General features: G+C 64.0%; 13 protein-coding genes. 6 read left to right on the top strand and 7 right to left on the bottom strand.

Annotation, left to right across the window (positions count from 1 at the left end):
• Window positions 1-8: 8 nt before the first annotated feature.
• The 6 genes from HHL08_RS04665 to HHL08_RS04640 form a co-directional block, all read right to left on the bottom strand.
• Window positions 9-353 (bottom strand): L-rhamnose mutarotase, encoded by a 345-nt coding sequence (locus HHL08_RS04665; RefSeq protein WP_169571305.1) that lies wholly within the window; start codon window positions 351-353, stop codon window positions 9-11.
• Complete coding sequence (locus HHL08_RS04660; protein ID WP_169571304.1) at window positions 353-1084, bottom strand: SDR family oxidoreductase; 732 nt, start codon at window positions 1082-1084, stop codon at window positions 353-355. Before HHL08_RS04660 ends, HHL08_RS04665 begins: the two co-directional genes overlap by 1 nt.
• Window positions 1081-2283: a UxaA family hydrolase gene (locus HHL08_RS04655; protein WP_169571303.1), complete on the bottom strand. Its 1203-nt coding sequence runs from the start codon at window positions 2281-2283 to the stop codon at window positions 1081-1083. Before HHL08_RS04655 ends, HHL08_RS04660 begins: the two co-directional genes overlap by 4 nt.
• Complete coding sequence (locus HHL08_RS04650; protein ID WP_169571302.1) at window positions 2280-3539, bottom strand: aldo/keto reductase; 1260 nt, start codon at window positions 3537-3539, stop codon at window positions 2280-2282. Before HHL08_RS04650 ends, HHL08_RS04655 begins: the two co-directional genes overlap by 4 nt.
• Window positions 3536-4759 carry an L-fucose:H+ symporter permease gene (gene fucP / locus HHL08_RS04645; protein WP_169571301.1) on the bottom strand — a complete coding sequence of 408 codons (1224 nt, stop codon included), beginning with the start codon at window positions 4757-4759 and terminating at the stop codon, window positions 3536-3538. The genes HHL08_RS04650 and fucP overlap by 4 nt, the downstream gene beginning before the upstream one ends.
• Before the next feature lie 92 nt (window positions 4760-4851).
• Complete coding sequence (locus HHL08_RS04640) at window positions 4852-7545, bottom strand: TonB-dependent receptor (protein WP_169571300.1); 2694 nt, start codon at window positions 7543-7545, stop codon at window positions 4852-4854.
• A 243-nt stretch (window positions 7546-7788) separates the two neighbouring features.
• Here HHL08_RS04640 and HHL08_RS04635 point away from each other — a divergent pair, with 243 nt between their 5' ends.
• From HHL08_RS04635 to HHL08_RS04610, 6 genes are read left to right on the top strand one after another with little or no spacing between them, the layout of a single operon-like run.
• Window positions 7789-8574: an IclR family transcriptional regulator gene (locus tag HHL08_RS04635; protein ID WP_169571299.1), complete on the top strand. Its 786-nt coding sequence runs from the start codon at window positions 7789-7791 to the stop codon at window positions 8572-8574.
• Window positions 8571-9551, top strand: a complete 981-nt coding sequence (locus HHL08_RS04630) for an alpha/beta hydrolase (protein ID WP_169571298.1) — start codon at window positions 8571-8573, stop codon at window positions 9549-9551. Before HHL08_RS04635 ends, HHL08_RS04630 begins: the two co-directional genes overlap by 4 nt.
• A gap of 49 nt (window positions 9552-9600) precedes the next feature.
• Window positions 9601-10398 (top strand): SGNH/GDSL hydrolase family protein, encoded by a 798-nt coding sequence (locus HHL08_RS04625; RefSeq protein WP_206377715.1) that lies wholly within the window; start codon window positions 9601-9603, stop codon window positions 10396-10398.
• A complete protein-coding gene (locus HHL08_RS04620) occupies window positions 10395-12020 on the top strand; it encodes an alpha-L-fucosidase (RefSeq protein WP_169571296.1) in 1626 nt (541 codons plus the stop codon). Before HHL08_RS04625 ends, HHL08_RS04620 begins: the two co-directional genes overlap by 4 nt.
• Window positions 12021-12038: 18 nt before the next feature.
• A complete protein-coding gene (locus tag HHL08_RS04615) occupies window positions 12039-14357 on the top strand; it encodes a glycoside hydrolase family 31 protein (RefSeq protein ID WP_169571295.1) in 2319 nt (772 codons plus the stop codon).
• A gap of 13 nt (window positions 14358-14370) precedes the next feature.
• A complete protein-coding gene (locus HHL08_RS04610; protein ID WP_169571294.1) occupies window positions 14371-15825 on the top strand; it encodes a GH1 family beta-glucosidase in 1455 nt (484 codons plus the stop codon).
• Between the two features lie 35 nt (window positions 15826-15860).
• Here HHL08_RS04610 and galB read toward each other — a convergent pair whose 3' ends face one another.
• On the bottom strand, window positions 15861-18512 hold the full coding sequence (galB, locus tag HHL08_RS04605) for a beta-galactosidase GalB (RefSeq protein ID WP_169571293.1): 2652 nt from the start codon (window positions 18510-18512) through the stop codon (window positions 15861-15863).
• Between the last annotated feature and the right edge of the window lie 169 nt (window positions 18513-18681).

The raw sequence follows: 18681 nt of genomic DNA, 5'->3' as shown, positions 1-18681 counted from the left end.
GGTGCCTTTCAGGGCTGTTCATCAAGAGAGAAGATGCGGGCCGCCTGCATCCATTTGGCGTCGGGCTTGGCCCAGGGCAGCGGGCGCTGGACAGCATCCATCTGCGCTTCCCAGGCCTGCACCGCCGGGTCGGCGTCGTCGGCCGCCGCCTTGGTCGCGGGATCGTAACCGGGGCCGGTGTCCATCACCATGACCAGCCTGTTGCCGCTGCGGTAGATGTCCATGGCGGTAACATCGGCCGCGCGGATGCTGGCGGCGATTGCGGGCGGCAGCGCGCCGGATGCGTGCCACGCCTCATAGTGCGCGATGGCCGCCGCGTCGTCGGCCAGGTCGATCAGCAGGACGTGCCGCATCAATTGACCCAGCCGCCGTCGATCACATGGACCGCGCCGCTGGTGAAGGACGCTTCGTCGCTGGCGAGGTACAGCACCAGCGCGGCAATCTCCTCCGCCCGGCCAAGCCGGCCCATCGGCTGGCGCGCGGCGAAGGCCGCCTGTGCCGCCGCATAATCGCCAGTGTCATGGAGGCGCTGTTGCAGCGAGGGCGTGTCGATCGTGCCGGGGCAGATGCAGTTGCAGCGCACGCCCTGTTCGACGAAATCGGCGGCGACCGCCTTGGTCAGGCCGATGACGCCCGCCTTGCTCGCGCCATAGGCGAAGCGATTGGGGATGCCCTTCACCGAACTGGCGATGGAGGACATGTTGACGATCGATCCCGCGCCCCTCTCCACCATGCCGGGCAGGAACGCGCGGATCGTGTGATACATGGCGGTCATGTTGAGCGAAAGGGCGAAATCCCAATCTTTCTGAGGACATTCGAGGATGTTGCCGGCATGGACCACGCCCGCGATATTGGCGAGGATGTCGATCGCGCCCACCTCCTGCGCCAGCGCCCGCACCGCCGCACCGTCAGTCACGTCGAGCGCGCGCAGGTCGCAGCCTTCCAGCCCGTCGAGCGCGTCGCGGTCCCGGTCAGTCGCGATCACCTGCGCGCCTTCCGCCACGAAGCGCTGCGCCGTTGCCCGGCCGATGCCCCGCGCTGCTGCTGTGATGAGGGCCACCTTGCCCGCGAGCCGCGCGCTCATGCGCGGGTCCTTGTGGGCAGACAGTCGGGACCGATGGGATCGAACGCCTTGTAGGTCAAAATAAACTCCTGATGGCCCAATTGTTCGGAGATACTGCGTTCGCCCGCGGCAACGCTGAGCACCTTGTCGTAGATTTCCGTGCCGACCTGCTCCAGCGTGGCCTCGCCTTCCAATATGCGCCCAGCGTTGACGTCCATGTCAGCGGCCAGGCGGCGGCCAGTGTCGGGATTGGCGCAGATCTTGATGACCGGCGATATGGCCGATCCGACCACCGACCCGCGCCCGGTAGTGAAGAGCGTCAGATGAGCGCCGCAGGCGATCAGTTCGACGATTTCCGCATTGTCGGAGATATTGGGGAAACCGAAGCGCGGTTCGCCATCGGGCACCACGTCGAGCAGATAGAGACCGCCGGTGGGCGGCAGGTCGCCCGGCTTCAATATTCCGTCGATGGTCGAGGAGCCGGATTTGCTATAGGCGCCCATCGACTTTTCCTCCTGCGTCGTCAGGCCACCTTCGGCATTGCCCGGCGCGAAGCTGCCAAAGCCCATGATCGTGTAATAGCGTTCCGCCTTCTGCACGCATTCCTCTATCGCGACGGCGAGTTCCGGCGTGCGGGCGCGGTCGGCCATGATCGTCTCACAGCCGACCAATTCGCCCGTTTCTTCGAAAATGCAGGCCGCGCCTTCCGCGACCAGCCGGTCGAAGGCGCGGCCGACTGCCGGGTTGGCGGTGATGCCGCTGGTCCCGTCCGACCCGCCGCAGATGGTGCCGACGATCAGTTCCTCCACGCCCATCGGCCCGCGCGGCACATCGGCGATGGCCGCGCGCACCCGCGCCACCGCTTCCACGCCCGCTGCGATCGTCGCGGCGGTGCCGCCCGTTTCCTGAATCACCAGCAATTCGGCGGGCCGCCCGCTCGCCCGCGCCACCGCCAGCAGCCGCTCTCGATTGAAACTCTCGCACCCCAGCGACACGATCACGAGGCCGCCGACATTGGGATGGGTGGCGATCGCCTCCATCACCTTGGCCGCATAGGCATTGGGATAGCAGCCGGGGAAGCCGATCAGCTGGACGTCGGGATCGTCCGCCTTGTCCACGATCCGCCGTGCGACATGATGCGCGCATTCGACCAGATAGGCGACCGCAACGACATTGCGGATGCCCTTGCGCCCATCCTGCCGGAGCCAGGCCTCTATCATGCGCCTTCCTCCAGCGCGGTGCGCGTGTGGCTGCTAATATAGTCGCTTTTCATATTATGCATGTGCACCCAGTCGCCGCTGACGGCATTGGCGGTCATCGACCCGATCGGCGCGCCATATTTGATGACCTTGTCCCCGGCACTCAGCGGCGCGCGGGCGATCTTGTGGCCGATGGCGATGCCCTCGCGCGCGGGGATCGTCCCGCCCGATACCGGAAGGATATCGCCCGCTTCGATTGCGCGAACGCAGATCAGGACATTATCGTCCGGATGCAGCAGGATCAGGCGTGCGTCGTCCTGCAACATGGGAAGCTCTTTCAGTGAGGCGTCTAGCGCGGGCCAGAGCGGATCAGGCATCGGGGTGGACAAGCGCGCGATCGTGTCGGCGACCTGACCCACGCCGACCAAGCCGGGAATGACGCTGACGACGGTGGGATGGCGGAGCGGGAATTGCAACGCTGCGGCGGGCAGCGAAGCATGGAAGGCGGCACAGGCGTCCGACAGGCGCTGCGCCTTGGCCATTATGTCCGCGCTGGGGGCGGCATAGTCGAAATGCAGCGGGCCGGTTAGGTCGCGCGCCAATATGCCGCTATTATAGGGGCCGCCGATAATGACCTGCACGCCCAACGCCGCGCAGCGCGCCAGCAACCGCTCCGCGCTGCGATCGAGCAGCGTATAGCGCCCGGCAAGCAGGATCATGTCCAGTGCGACATGGTCGAGTATCTCGTCGCAGATCGCGACTTCATTGACGCCGATGCCGATCGCGCCGATCGCGCCCGCATCGCGCAGGTCGCGCATTGCGCGGTAGCCGCCGTTCAGGAAGGCGCGCAGGTGGCGGTCGTGATCGTCGCCATGGGTCGCCCGGCCGAGATCATGGGCGAGCAGCAGGTCGATCCGGTCGCGGCCAAGCCGCGCGCAGCTGCCCTCGAAAGATCGTAGCACCGCGTCATGGCCATAGTCGAAGACCGGATCATAGGGATCGGCATCGACGAAACCGTGCCGTTCGCCCTGCGCATCGGTCGGTGCCAGCAGACGGCCGACCTTGGTCGACAGGACCGCTTCGCGCTTGGGATCGCGTTCCGCCAGCATCGCGCCCAGCCGCCGTTCTGCCAGGCCGAAGCCATAATGGGGCGCGGTGTCATAATAGCGGATGCCCGCGTCCCAGGCGGCGTCCAGCGTAACGCGCGCCTCCGCGTCACTGACGGCGCGATAGAGGTTGCCGATGGGCGCGGTGCCCATACCCAAATTGGGGATCATGTCGCCCCCTCCCGCCGCGCGGCGCGAGCGTACAGCGCCACGACCGCGAAGCAGAGCGCTGGCACGATCATCGCCGCGCGGATCGTACCGGCCAGGTCGGACAGCAGGCCCATCGCCATGGTCAGCACCGCGCCGCCGATGATAGCCATCACGATCATCGATGCACCCGCTTTGGTCAGTGGTCCCAAGCCGCGCAGCGACAGGACAAAGATGGTCGGGTACATGATCGACATGAAGAAGCTGGTCGCCACCAGCGCGACAAGGCCGACGAGGCCGCCCGCCACCGCCACCAGCGACAGGATGATATTGATCGCCGCGAAAAGCACCATCAGCCGCGCGCCGTCGAACCGGGATAGCAAGGCCGCGCCGATGAAACGGCCGATCATGAACAGCGCTAGCGACAGGGTGAGCAGCCAGGCCGCCTTTTGCGCGCCGATGCCGGGCATGACGCTTTGCGCATAGCGGATAAGGTAGCTCCAGATGCCGACCTGCGCGCCGACATAGAAAAATTGCGCGGCCACTCCCGCCATGTAGCGCGGCCGCCGAAGCAACGCGCCATAGCCCGCCAGCGCCGACCCGCCGCTGCCGTCTGCCTGGGTGGCGGCGCGAGGAAAGCGGGTGAAGGCCAGCACCGCGGCCCAGCCCAGCACGACCGCCGCGATACCGAGATAAGGGAGTTGCACCGCCGCCGCGCCCGCCGCGCCCTGTTGTGGCGCATCGGACAGGATCAGCGTCGCACCCAGCGCCACGCCGGCGATCGACCCCAGCGGGTTGAACGCCTGCGCCAGGTTGAGGCGCTGCGCCGCCCCCTCAACCGGTCCCATCGCCGCGACCATCGGATTGGCGGCCGTTTCCAGAAAGGCCAGGCCGCTGGCGATTACGAACAGGGCGAACAGGAAAAAGCCATAGCTCAGTTGCGTCGAGGCCGGCAGGAACAGCAGCGCGCCGCCGCCGAACAGCAGCAGGCCAAGGATGACCGTCGCCTTATAGCCCAGCCGCTCGGCCGCCAGCGCGGCGGGAATGGCGAAACAGAAATAGCCGAGATAGAAGGCCGACTGGACCAGGCCCGACTGGAAATCCGACAGCGAAAAGACGTGCCGGAAATGGGCGATCAGCACGTCGTTGAGGTTGTTCGCCACTCCCCACAGGAAGAAGAGGCCGGTGGTCAGGACCATCGCCGCCCGGCTGCGCCGTTCGACGCCGGCTTGCTGGATGTGCATCAGTTCATCCTCTGTCTTCCTAAAAAGATAGACCGGTCCTTTAAGGGGCCGGTCTACCAGGGGAGGGACGGTAGAAACGCCCGCATGGCGGATCAATAGGTGATGCGGGCGGTCAAGCTGATGCGACGGTCGTTGACGACGACGTCGCGCGGACGGCTGTCGATCCCGAAATAGGTGGACCGGCGCGTATTGGTCAGGTTCACGCCATCTACCGCCAGGGCGAATTGCGGCGTGACATTATAGCTGACTGATGCGTCCAGCTGACCGAAGGGTTTGTTAAAGATTGGCAGGTTGCCGGTTCCGTTGCCCGCCGTCGTGACGACATATTTGCTGCGCCAGTTATAGGCGACGCGCGCGGACAGGCCGCCCAGCTCGTAGATGCCGACGATATTATAATTATATTTCGACAGCAATTCCAGCGGCACGTTGACGACCGGGCCGATCGTCGCCGGAGACGGTGCCTTTGAATCTACATAAGTGAAGTTCGCCTGCATGCCCAGGCCACTGAGCGGTCCAGGCAGGAAGTCGAAGAACTGCTGGTAGGCCAGTTCAAACCCCTTCACCTTGCCCTTGGCGACATTGTTGAACGACGTGACCTGATATTCATATGTGTTGCCATTGTTGAAGGTTACGTCGCGGGCCGCGACCGCCGTCTGAATATAGTTTTTGATGTTTTTGTAGAATCCGGCGGCTGTCAGCGACCCGGTCCGGGAGAAATACCATTCCAGCGACAGGTCGAGATTGTCCGACTTCATCGGCTTTAGATAGGGGTTCCCACCGCTGGTCAGGTGCAACTGATCCTGCTGCGCCTGGCCTGGTTCGGTGATGTTGAGGCTGGGGTTCAACTGGCCAAAGCTGGGCCGCGAAATATTCTTCGCCGCCGCCAGGCGCAGTTGCAGGTCATCGGCCAGGTGAACGCGCAGGTTCAGGCTGGGCAGCACCGAGGTATAGCTGCGCGACGCATTGATGGGATTGAACTCGGCCGGGCCGTTGCTTTCGGTGCCGTCGGGATTCTGGATGATCGCGATCTGCTGGTAGAAGCCCGATACGTCGAGATCGGTGCGCACGACGCGCACGCCGATATTGCCATCGACAGGATCGGTCTTGAAGAAGGCGGTGGCATAGCCGGTCCAGGTCTTCTGGCGCTGCGCGTTGGTGCCGCTCTGGACATAGGCCGGCGGGCCGGCGATACCCAGCGTGTCTAGCGTATCCTGATAGTTGCGGATAATGCCACGGTTGAAGGCGATGATGTTGCCGAACAGGTCGGCGTCGCCGCGGAAAAAATTACTCAGATCGACATTTTCCAACTGGCTGGGAATGCCTGCCAGGCCGGTATAGCGATAGCCGGTGTCGATCGTCCGGTTTTTGCGGTCAGCAAAGCGGATGCCCGCCTTGATCGACGAGAGGATGCCCCCGTCGAAGCGATATTCGGCGTCCAGCCTTGCCGTCCTGTCCGACGCCTTCGATTCGTTGAGATTGTCGAGGTAGAAGGCGCTGTTGTAGGTCGCCGGATTGGCAAGGCCAGTGGCCGAACCGATATTCACGACCGGCACCGATCCCGAAATATCCTGATACAGCGTATCGGCGGTGCCGTTCAGGCCGAAGATCGAACGCAGATTTTTCGTTTTTGCGTCCACATATTGGCCGTCGGCCGTAACAGTCAGGTTGGCGCTCGGCTTCCATTTCAGGTTCAGCGAATAATCGGTCGTCTTCGACCGGCGCGTTTCCGCACTGGTGTTGTTGCCGACGGGCAGGTTGATGAATGTGCCGCTCTGAAAATCGCCATTATCGGCATAGGTGAACGGCGCGCCTGGCAGCGGCTGGATCGCGCTGTTCGACGTATAGGCGAAGAAGCTATAGTCGTCGTAGCGGAACTTATAATCCGAACGGAAGACTTCGGCGGTCAACTCCAACGTGTCGCTGGGGCGCCACTGGACCGATACGTCGGTGCCCAGGCGGCGGCGGTCGCCATAGACTTCGCCAATGCCGGTGCCGTGGGGCAGCGTGGTCACCTGACCGGTGCGGCCCAAGGTCGCCAGCACGGCGGCATCGCCGGGCACAGAGGGATCGAGCGTATAGAAAGGCTCGGTCGAAATAGTATCCTGACGGAAGGCGGTCTTCTGGAAGGAGACACTGGCAAGGATGCCGATCTCACCGATGCCCGTGTCCCAACGATTGCTCAGCAGGAGCGAGGCCGACGGCTTGTAACGGTCGACCAGGTCGAAATGACTCTGGGTCAGGGATGCCGCCGCCTTGAAACCGTCAAAGTCGAACGCCTTGCGGGTGCGGAAATTGATCGTGCCCGACAACTGATCTTCGATCAGGTCGGCCGACGGATTTTTATAGACGTCGATGCCGGACAGCAGTTCAGAAGGAATATCCTCCAGGTTAAGCTGGTTGGCGCCGCTGGCGGTGAAGATGTCGCGACCGTTCAGTTCGGTCCGCACCTGAGTAAGGCCGCGGATCGCGACTGAACTGCCTTCGCCAAAACGGCGCTGGACCTGGATGCCGGGAATGCGCTGGAGCGCCTCTGCGACGTTGCGGTCAGGCAGCTTGCCGATGTCTTCCGCGACGATCGAATCGACGATGACGTCGCTGTTGCGTTTGATCGCCTGGGCGCTCGACAGGCTGGCGCGGACGCCGGTGACGACGATGTCGCCTTCGGTCGCGGCGGGCTGCGGCGGCGTGGCTTCCTGCGCGTGGACGTCGCTCCCCAGCGCGATGCTGGCGATCGAAATGCCGGCCAGCAACGCAGCGCGACGCGGCATAGGCGTGATCTTGGTCATGAAATCCCTTCCTCTCCCTGACGCCCCGATCGGAGCGTTCGATTCGCGACCGCTTCGGGCCGCCGAAAACCTTCCCTTATGCGCCTAGTCCCGCTTTGGGAGCGGTAACAAGACGACCTCCCATTACTCCCACATTTTGAATTATGAAATATAAAAATTGATTTCATATGTGGACAGTGGTTAGAAAGGGGCACCGGCAAGGCGGCTCCGATACCCAGGAGCATCGGTTCGGGGAGGAGCAGAATGACCGGCAAGTCGCGCTATCAGGCACCCGCCCTGACCAAAGGGCTTGAGATATTGGAATTGCTCGCCGCCGCAAGCGATCCGTTGATAATGTCTGACATATCCATCGCTCTGGGCCGGTCGGTCAGCGAAATTTTCCGCATGTTGCAGGTGCTGGAAGAGCATGGTTATATTGCCCGTGCCGAGGAAGGCTATCGCCTGACCAACCGGCTGTTTGCGCTTGGCATGAGCCAGCCGCCGATTCGTGACCTCGCCTCCACCGCCCTGCCGGTGATGCAGGATCTGGCGCGCAGGACCGGGCAGAGCTGTCACCTCGCCGTCGCGTCAGGCGCGGAAATGGTCGTTATCATCGCCATTGAAGCACCGGGCCTGTCGGGCTTTGCCGTGCGCGTAGGCTATCGCCGGCCGCTGCACCGGTCCAATTCCGGGCGCATCCTGCTCGCCTTCCAGCCGCCAGACGCGCGGACGGCGATGCTGGACGACATCCGCGCCACCGGCGAGACGCTGGACGAGGCCGAATTGACCGAACGGCTCGACGCGGCGGTGGCCAATGGCGGCGCGATCGCGCCCAGCCCGATGTTGACCGGCATTACCGACCTGTCCGCGCCGATCCTGGCCGGCGGGGTCGCGCGTGCGGCGCTGACCATGCCGTTCGTCGATGGCGCGGCGAACCGGGCGACGGTGGAGGCGTGCAGCCTGCTGGTGCGCAATGCGGCCGCCACGATCGGCGGCGCGATGTCGCCGATCATGCTGGTGCCTCCTCGCGAGGTGGAGGGCGGACAATGAGCGACATGGACCGGCGTGCCGCCTTGTTGGTGGCATCGGGGCTGACGGCGGCGGAATTGGTCGCGCCAGGCCTGGCCCTCGCGCAGACGAGCGCCGCCGACGAACTGATCGACCTGTGGCCGGGCACGCCGCCGGGCGGGACGGGCGCGCGGATCGTCCGCAAGATCGCCGACCAGTCGAAAGACCCGGCCACGCCCGATCGCTGGGTCACCGGCATCGCGCGGCCGGTGCTGGTGGTGCGCCGTCCTGCCCGCCCCAATGGCGCGGCGATGCTGGTGGTGCCGGGCGGCGGCTATGGCTTTCTGTCCTACGACAATGAAGGAACCAGCCAGGCCGCCTGGCTGAATGCGCGCGGCATCACCGCCTTCATCCTGCTCTATCGTCTGCCGGGCGAAGGCTGGGCGCGGCGTCAGGATGTGCCGTTGCAGGATGCGCAGCGGGCGATGCGAATAATTCGCACTAATGCTGTCCAACTCGGTGTCGCACAGGACCGGATCGGCGCGCTCGGCTTCTCCGCCGGTGGGCATCTGGCCGGGTCGCTGGCGGCGCGCCATGCCGAAGTGGTCTATGATCCCGTCGACGCCGCCGACCGGCAGGACGCCCGGCCCGATATCGCGGGGCTGGTATATCCGGTCGTCAGTCTCGACGCGCCCTTCACCCATCGTGGATCGCGCGACATGTTGCTGGGGCCGGACGCATCGACCGACATGCGCCGGGCGCGATCGATTGAGTTGCGGGTCGATGCCGCGACCCCGCCTGTCTTCCTGGTCCATGCGACCGACGACGGACTGGTCCCGCCCGCCAACAGCATCGCCCTGTTCCAGGCGATGGAAGCGGCGAGGCGCCCGGTCGCGCTCCATATTTTCGAAGATGGCGGCCATGGCTTTGGCGTGCGCCTGCCCAGGACGATGCAGGCGTCGGCCTGGCCCGATCTGTTCGCGACATTCGCTGCGCGGCATGGGCTGATCCCGGCATGACGATACGCGCCACCTGGAAGAAGAAGACCGATCAGAAATGAGGAATTGGATGCGGCATCTTATCGCTTTATGTGGCGCATTGGCGCTGACCACCCCGGCTTTCGCCGTCAGCAAGGTGCCGGGCGACCCCCATGGCGATGACCCGGTCGGCATCGTTGCAGACCCCTGCCCGGGCCATCCCAAGCCGACGGATGAAGCGGGCTGGAAGATGTGGAACCTCCATATGCTGACCCGCGATTTCGGGCAGTTATGCCGCTATGCCGCCGATAACAAAGCGCTGGCGGGGCAAAAGGTCCGAGCCGTATTCATGGGCGATTCGATCACCGACAACTGGATCAACGCCGATCCGTCGATGTTCACCGACGGCCTGGTCGATCGCGGCATCAGCGGGCAGACCACGGCGCAGATGCTGGTGCGCTTCCGCAGCGACGTGATCGCGCTCAAACCGCAGGTCGTCCACATCATGGCGATGACCAATGACATCGCCGGAAACACCGGCGCGGCGACGATGAACACGGTGCTGGGCAATATCCAGACTATGGCCGAGCTGGCCGATGCGCATGGGATCAAGGTCGTCCTCGCCTCCGTGCCGCCCGCGGGTGCCTTCCCCTGGAGTCCGGGGCTGCAACCCGCGCCGCAGATCGCGGCGATCAACAGGTGGCTGTCCGATTATGCACAGAGCCGGGGCTTCACCTATGTCGATTATCATAGCGCCATGGCGCAGGCGGATGGCGCGATGAAGCCGGGCCTGTCCAGCGATGGCGTGCATCCCACCGCGGAGGGCTATGCCATCATGCGACCGCTGGCGCGGCAGGCGATCGACAAGGCGTTGAGGGCCATTCAATGACGATGCTGGGACGCCGATCCTTCCTGGCGGGCACGGCCGCGCTTGGCCTGGCCCGTGCTGCCTGCGCAGCAAGCCCCATGGGTACGATGCGCGGCCCGGTGCAGCCAAGCTGGTCCTCGCTGGTCGCCAACTACCGCTATCCCGACTGGTTCCGCGACGCGAAGCTGGGGATGTGGTCGCATTGGGGGCCGCAGTCGGTGCCGGCGCAGGGCGACTGGTATGGCCGCTTCATGTATATGCAGGGCCATCCGATGTACGAGCATCATCGCAAAACCTACGGCCATCCGTCGGTTTCGGGGATGAAGGACATCCAGAATCTGTGGACCGCCGACAAGTGGGAGCCGGACGCGCTGATCGCCCGATACCAGAAAGCGGGGGCCAAATATTTCATGGCGCTCGCCTGCCATCACGACAATCTGGATTGCTACAACAGCCGCTATCATGCCTGGAACAGCCTGCGCGTCGGGCCGAAGAAGGATGTGGTCGGCATCTGGGAACAGGCGGCGCGGCGCGCGGGGATGAAATTCGGCGTGTCCAACCATGCCGCCCATGCCTGGCACTGGTATCAACCCGCCTATGGCTATGATCCGACGGGGCCCAAAAAAGGCGAGCGCTACGACGCCTTCCTCCTGCGCAAGGCGGACGGTAAGGGGCAATGGTGGGAGGGCCTTGACCCGCAGGAGCTTTATACCGGCGGCCATGCCGTGCTGCCCGATGGCATCGACACGATCGAGGCGATGGACACATGGCACGACGCGAATAACGGCCAGTGGATCGAAACCGGGCCGAAGGACGACCCGGCCTATGTCACCCGCTGGTTGCTGCGCCAGACCGACCTTGTCGCCAAATATAAGCCCGACATGGTCTATATGGACGATCATGAACTGCCCTTCGGCCCCGTAGGGCTGGAGGCGGCGGCGGACTATTATAACCGATCGATCGACTGGCACGGAAAGATCGATGTAGTGCTGACGGGCAAGCAGCTCAAACCCTATGCCCGCTTCGGCATGGTGCAGGATGTCGAGCGCGGCTTTACCGACCATCTGTGGGACGAGCCGTGGCAGACCGACACCTGCATCGGCGACTGGTTCTACAATGCAATGCGGCTGCACGACAAAAGCTACAAGAGCGCGGAGGAAGTCATCCAGCGGCTTGCCGATGTCGTTTCGAAGAACGGCAATCTCATGCTCTCCATCCCGCAGCCGGGCGATGGGTCGATCGACAGCGAGACGGAGAAGGTGCTGGACGGCATGGCGGCGTGGATGGTCCATGGCGGTGAGGCGATTTTCGGGTCGCGGCCGTGGCGCATCTATGGCGAAGGGCCGACCCAGTTGATCGCAGGGATGCAGAATGAGGAGAAGGCCAAACCCTTCACCGGCCAGGACATCCGCTTCACGACGAACAAAGGCGCGCTCTATGCGCTGTTCCTGGGCCGGGCGAGCGAACCTACGACTATCCGCTCACTGGCGCGTGGCCGCGTGGACGGCCAGATCGAACGGGTGACGCTGCTCGGCGGCGGTCCGATCGCCTTTCGTCAGGATGGCGCGGGCCTCCATGTCGACATGCCGCAGGGCAGGGATTTCGTTCCGGTTGTCCGCATCGACGGCCGGGGCCTCGTCTAATTACAGGGATTTACAGGGATGATCGCAAAGAGCTTCAAATGGATCGCATTGGGCGCATCCTGTCTTACCGCGCCGGCGCTTGCCGATCCGATGGCGCTGCTTGATCGCCATGGCAGCCGTGTCGCGGTCGAACCCTATGCGCCCAATATCGTGCGGGTGACGATTGCGCTCGATCCTGACCTCGCTTCGGCCGCGCCGGGCGAAGGGCCGAATGCGAAGGCGGACGCGACCGGATGGACCCATCGCAGCGATGCCAGCGGCGAAATATTCTCTTCTGCGGCGCTGACGCTGACGGTCGACGCCCAGCCTTGGCCCAAGGCGCCGACCCAGATGGAGCGCTATTTCGCGCCGTCGCTGCCGCCGGTCAGTCTGTCGGTGCAGGACGCCAGCGGCAATGTCCTCGCCAAGATGACCGGCTGGGAAATGGCGCCCGTGACGGTCAACGGCGAAAAGACCTTCAAGGTCGGCGCCAGCTTCGATTCCCCGGCGGACGAACATTATTATGGTCTGGGCCAAAACCAGGAAGGCCATATGGACCTGCGCGGCCAGCAGATCGATTGCCAGCATCATTATGACGCTCCGGCTGGGGAAACGGTCTGCGTCCCCTTCATGGTCACGAACAAAGGCTATGGTATCGTGTGGGATAATCCCGCCCGCACGCTGATCCAGCCCGGCCTGCACAGCAGCACCCATTGGCAGAGCCAGGTGGGCGAGCGCGTCTCCTTCTTCGTCATTACCGGCAAGACGATCGACGAACTTTATGCCGGTTACGCCAAGTTGACAGGCGAAACGCCGCTGCCGCCCAAGGCAGGCTTCGGCCTGATCCAGAGCAAGGCGCGCTATGAGAGCCAGCAGGAACTGCTCGATATCGCCAACGGCTATCGCCAGCGTAACCTGCCGCTGGACGTGATGGTGCTCGACTGGTTTTACTGGACCCGCATGGGGCAGATGGACATCGACCGCAGCTATTTCCCCGATCCCAAGGGAATGAACGACCAGTTGAACGCCATGGGGATGCGATCCATCATCAGCGTCTGGCCGCGCTACGAGCGGGAATCGCGCTATTTCGAGTTTCTCAAGGCCAAGGGCTGGTTCCTGCACGACAAGGACGGCTTGCCCGTAGATGGCCTGCCGATGCGTTTCGACCGGGCAGGTGCGCTGATCGACAGCACCAACCCGGAAGCGCGCGAATGGTTCTGGGGCAAGATACGGGACAATATCGCGAGCCAGGGCTTCGACTGGTTCTGGCTGGACGAGACCGAACCGGATCTGGTGCCCGACGGCTATTTCTACGCCAAGGGGTCAGGCGACCGCTATCACAATCTCTTCCCGCTCGTTCATACCACCGGCGTTGCCGAAGGGTCCGAGCGCGACCGGCCCGGTTTCCGTAACATGATCCTGGCCCGCGCCGCCTATCTGGGGTCGCAGCGCAATGGCGGCCTGTTCTGGTCGTCGGACGTCAAATCGACCTGGGAAGCGTTGCATCGGCAAATCCCCGCCGGCCTCAACTTCACCGCGTCGGGCCTGGCCTATTGGGGCAGCGACATAGGCGGCTGGCAATGGCCCAAGGGGCCGAAGGCAGAAAACCCGATCCTGGTCGATCCGGCCGGCGCGACGGCGATGGGCGCGGATTATCCCGACTATCCCGAACTGTTCGTGCGCTGGTTTCAATATAGCGTCTTTACGCCGACGCTGCGCATCCACGGCCAGCGGCCCGGCACCGCGCTGTGGGAATATGGCAAGGCGGCCGAGCCGATCCTGGCCGACTGGTTGCGCCTGCGCTACACTCTGATGCCCTATATCTATGCGTTGGGCCGTCACACCTATGATACGGGCGCGCCGTTCATGCGCGGCCTGTTCATGGATTTCCCGAACGATCCCAAAGTGTCGGACATCGGCGACCAATATATGTTCGGCCCCGCCTTCCTGGTCGCCCCGGTGACGGTGCAAGGTCAGACGAAGCGCCCGGTCTATCTGCCCGCCGGGGCCGCCTGGTATGATTATTGGACCGACCAGCGGTTCGAAGGCGGCCAGACGATCGAGGTCGACACGCCGATCAACCGCATCCCGCTTTTCGTCAAGGCCGGGTCGATCGTGCCGATGGGCGTTCAGGTGAAAAGCACGGCGGAAAAACAGGCGCTGGAAAGCATCCGTGTCTATCCCGGTGCCAACGCCCGTTTCACCCTTTATGACGATGACGGCACCACTAACGCCTATCGCAAGGGCGGCGTGAAGGCGGACCTCGTCTGGAACGACGCCGCCAAATCGCTGACGAGCAAGACGAAGCTGCCCACCGGCCAGGCGATCGCCGGGTTGGTGCAGGTCGTCGGTCAATAAGGAGTTTCGCAATATGACGGGTATCAATCGCCGCGAATTGGGCATGGGATTGGGTGCGGCCGCTCTGGGTGCTGGCCTTGCTGGCGGCACAGCAGTCGCGCAGACTGCGCCGGCCGCCTCGCCGCAGGGCGACCGCGCCTTCCCCGCCGACTTCCTGTGGGGCTGCGCCACCGCGGCCTATCAGATCGAGGGCGCGGCGAAGGCGGATGGGCGCGGCCAGACCAATTGGGACGTATTTTCGCACACGCCGGGCAAGGTCGCCAATGGCGATACCGGCGATGTCGCCTGTGACAGCTATCATCGCTATGGCGACGATATCGCGCTGCTCAAGGCGCTGGGCGTCAAGGCCTATCGCTTCTCGATCGCCTGGTCGCGCATCTTCCCCGATGGCAGGGGCAAGCCCAATGCCAAGGGGCTGGATTATTATAACCGGCTGGTCGACGGACTGCTGGCAGCCGACATCACGCCCCATGTCACGATGTTCCACTGGGACTTGCCCCATGCCCTGCCCGGCGGTTGGCAGAATCGCGACACGGCATACGCCTTTGCCGATTATGCCGGTTACACCGCCGGCAAGCTGGACGATCGCGTCCAGCATTTCATGACGGTCAACGAACTGCGCTGCTTCACGGACCTGAGCTACATGACCGGTGGCAAGGCGCCGGGCCTGAAGCTGCCGATGGGCGAGGTGAACCAGATCCGCCATCATGGCGTGCTGGCCCATGGGCTGGGCGTGCAGGCGATCCGGGCCGCGACCAAGGCGGGGACGCAGGTCGGCATCGCCGACAATCCCAGCGTCTATGTGCCCGCGATCGAGACGCCGGAGCATATCGAGGCAGTGAAGAAGGCGGTGCGTGAGGAGAACGCGATGTTCCTGACCGCAATTCTGGAGGGCCGCTATATCGACAGCTACCTGACCGCGCAGGGCAAGGACGCGCCCAACGTCAAAGACGGCGACATGAAGCTGATCGGTGCGCCCCTCGATTTCCTATCGGTCAATGTCTACACTGGCAACACCGTGCGCGCCGATCCGTCTTCGCCCGCCGGGTACAAGATATTGCCGCATCCGGGCCAGGCGCCCCGTATGCCCTCCCCCTGGCTCTATGTGACGCCGGAGGTCATCTATTGGGGGATGCGGGCGATCAGCGAAAACTGGAAGCCCAACGGGCTATACATCTCGGAAAATGGCTGTTCCGCGGACGACAAGGTCGCCGAGGACGGCAAGGTCTATGACACCGACCGGGTCATGTATCTGCGCAATTACCTGACCCACCTGCAACGCGCCACGCGCGAGGGGATTCCGGTAAAGGGCTATTTCGTGTGGAGCCTGATGGACAATTTCGAGTGGGAAGATGGCTATACCAAGCTGTTTGGCATCCACCATGTCGATTTCAAGACCCAGAAGCGGACGCCCAAGCTCTCCGCCGACTGGTATCGCGAACTGGTGCGCACCAACAAGCTGGTGTGACGGATGAGGGGGCGGAATGACCCGCCCCCTTTGCCCTAGCGCTTCGCACCGATCTCCACCTGCGTTTCGCCCAATCCTGCGGCGTGGGCGCGCAGGATGATCCGGCCGGGCCGGTCCGCCTTCACGATCGCCAGCGCCAGACCGTTGAAGGCGGCGCGGCTGTGCGAGGGGAAGGCGGTGAGATCGGTGGGATCGCCATTGTCCGTGGCGACGATCTGGCCCGGCCCTTCGATCGTGAAGCTGATATTCTGCTTGGCGGCAGGGACGATCTGGCCGTCCTTGTCCAAGACCTCGAGCGTCACGAAGCTGAGGTCGCGGCCATCGCTGGCGATGGCGGAACGGTCGGCGGTCAGGGACATTTTCGCGGCCTCGCCCACGGTGCGGATCGTCTGCGTCGCCCAGGGCTTGCCGGTCTTCCAGGTGACGACCTTCACCTCGCCCGGCGCATAGACGACATAGTCCCAGCGGAAGCGATATTCATAGTCGCGCTTCTTGATCTTTCCCTGCGACTTTCCGTTGACGAACAGTTCGGCCTCATCCGCCGAGGAGAAGACATGGACCGGCGTGATTTGGCCGACGCGATCGGGCCAGGTCCAGTGCGGCAGGATATGCGCGAATTGCAGATCCGGCCGCCAGCGCGCCTGATAGAGCCAGAAGCGATCCTTGGGGAAACCGGCGAGATCGACGATACCCGAATAGCTGCTGCGCGACGTGTAGTAAGGTGTGGGTTCGCCCAGATAGTCAAAGCCTGTCCAGACAAATTCACCCGCGACATAGGGGTTCTGGTCGTCCGCGGCCCAGACGCGGTCGGGCGAGGAGCCGAAGTCGGCGGCGTGCAGTTCATAAGCGGAAACCTGATGCGTGTCGGGATTGCCGCCCGACCAGGGTCGCACCGGGCCGCTGATCGCGCCGGCGACAGGGAACATATATTCGCCCCGGCTGGACAGCGCCGACGCGCTTTCGGTGGACAGGATCACCTTGTCAGGGAATTTCGCGCGGAAAGCCGGATATTGGCCGATGATGCCGCGAATGCCCGCGCCCTGATAGTTGAGGCTGATGGCATCGACCGTGGTGGGCAACAGCATGTCCGCCTTGGCGAAGTTCATGGCACCCGTCGCGAGGCGCGTGGGGTCTTCCTCATGGGCGATGGCGACGAGTTCGCGACCGATCTTCGCGCCTGCTTCGCCATCATATTGTTCGCCGACTTCATTGCCGACGCTCCACATGATGATGGAGGGGTGGTTGCGGTCGCGGCGCAGCATCGACCGCAAATCCGCTTCGTGCCAGTCGGGGAAGATTAGGTGGAAGTCGTGCGGCGTCTTCTTCTTTTCCCAACTGTCGAATATCTCGTCCATGACCAGGAAACCCATCTGGTCGGTGAGTTCCAGCAGTTCGGGTGCGGGTGGATTATGGCTCATGCGCACGGCGTTAGTGCCCATGTCGCGCAGGATTTCGAGCTGGCGCTGGGCCGCCCGGCGGTTGAAGGCCGCGCCGATCGCGCCGAGATCATGATGGTTGTTGACGCCGCGCAGCGGGATATGTTCGCCGTTGACGATCACGCCCTTGTCGGGATCAAACTGTATGTCGCGGACGCCGAAGCGGGTTTCGTAGGTGTCGATCGTCTTGCCGCCCTGGGTCACGGTGGACAGGGCGACATAGCGGTTGGGCTGTTGCGTCGGTGGCGGCCCCCAGAGGCGCGGGTTGTTGAGGATGGTGCTGCCGTTCAGCACCACCTTGGCACCTGGCGCGATGCTGGCGGACTGGCGCGCGATGCTGGCGACGGGGCGGCCGGCGCGCTTGCCGTTGGCGTCCAAGGCGTAGAGGGCGGTGGCGACTTCGACCTGCGCCGCCTTTTCGTCGTCATTGTCGATCGTCAGGCTGAGATCGATGGTGGCGCGATCCTTGGCGACCTGCGGCGTGCGGACGGTGCCGCCCCACTGGCCGACATGCACCTTGTTGGCGGTGGTGAGGCTGATATCGCGGTAGAGGCCGCCGCCCGGATACCAGCGCGCCGACGCGGCCGGGTTGTCGAGCCGGATGGCGAGCTGGTTCTTGCCCCCCGGCACCGCATAGGGCGTCAGGTCGAGGCGGAAGCTGTTATAGCCATAGGGCCAGCCGCCAACCAATTGGCCGTTGAGCCAGACGGTGGCGTAGGACATCGCCCCTTCGACATCGAGGAAGATCGACTTGCCTTTGTCGCGGGTGGGGATGTCGAGCGTCTTGCGATACCAGCCGATACCCCAGCTAGGCAGGCGGCCCATGCCGCCATAGGGGCCATCCTTGATGAACGGCCCGGCGATCGCCCAGTCGTGCGGCAGGTCGACATGGGTCCAGGCGCTGTCGTCGAAATCCCCCTGCACATAGGGCACATCCCCACCCGGATTGCCTGCGGGGCGGACATGATGTTTGGCCGCATCCTTGATGAAAGGATTGGCGCTGGGGAGTATCCACGGCTTGAGCAGCTGCGCGCCGCCGCCGTCTACCTTCACGGCTGCGTCGGCGGGCGTATCCGCCAGCTTGCCGTCGCCTGTATCCGCAATCGGCGGGCGGACGTCATAGCGCAGGTCGGTGGTGAGGCCGGCCGGGTCGCCCTTGGTAAAGCGCCAGTCGCGGCTGATCGACACGCTGTCGGCGGCAATGGCGGAGGGGGTGACGCTCGCCGCGACCAACGCGGTCAGGCCCGTCATGGCGACCGCCCGTCCCCGCATGAATCGCGATCGCGACAACGACATGGACAGTTGTATCATTATTTCCTCTCCCGGCCTTCCGCAATCTGGTAGCGTTATCATTACTCTGAGCGATAGCGTCCGGGTTGGCAAGAGTGGAAGTCGCGATCGGCAATCGGCCAGGCACATA

Source organism: Sphingobium psychrophilum (assembly GCF_012927105.1).
Lineage (GTDB): Bacteria > Pseudomonadota > Alphaproteobacteria > Sphingomonadales > Sphingomonadaceae > Sphingobium > Sphingobium psychrophilum.
Note: the sequence above shows the minus strand (reverse complement) of the source record. Positions and strands in the feature narration are given on the sequence as shown.